Source organism: Mesorhizobium sp. M1A.T.Ca.IN.004.03.1.1 (assembly GCF_003997555.1).
GTDB lineage: Bacteria > Pseudomonadota > Alphaproteobacteria > Rhizobiales > Rhizobiaceae > Mesorhizobium.
Map to the genome: position 1 here is coordinate 1 of NZ_RZTV01000064.1, position 412 is coordinate 412.

At 59.0% G+C, this 412-nt stretch carries 1 pseudogene; it reads right to left on the reverse strand.

Annotation, left to right across the window (positions count from 1 at the left end):
* Positions 1 to 298: pseudogene (locus tag EOD29_RS37550) on the reverse strand (alpha/beta hydrolase); the annotation flags it as partial.
* Between the last annotated feature and the right edge of the window lie 114 nt (positions 299 to 412).

Sequence of the window (412 nt, forward strand, 5' to 3'; positions counted from 1 at the left end):
GTTCGGAATAGCCATGACCGGGGCGATCGACGAAGAGCATTTCCGCCCGGCCTTCGAGTGCGGCGCGGAAGGCAACGACCTGATCGAGCAGATTGCCGCTGGCGCCGTGAATGAAGACCAGCGCCGGCAGATCCGCATTTTCGGGACGCGCGACGTGGACGGCATTCATGCAGTAACCGCCGACATCCGTCAGTTCGCCAATATTCGGATAGGCGTGTTCGAATTGCCGCGCCTTATAAGAGGAGTAGCCGATGACGGCGGCGAGCGGGGCGAGAAAAGCGGAAACTTCGGCAAGCATGATCTTAACGGCGACGATCGATGGATTTTGCGGGGGACGATCGTGTCAAATTCCCTCGACAGTTCTAAAATTGCGCGTTCTGGGCGCAGGTCAAGCTCGGCGATCCTGCTTCAG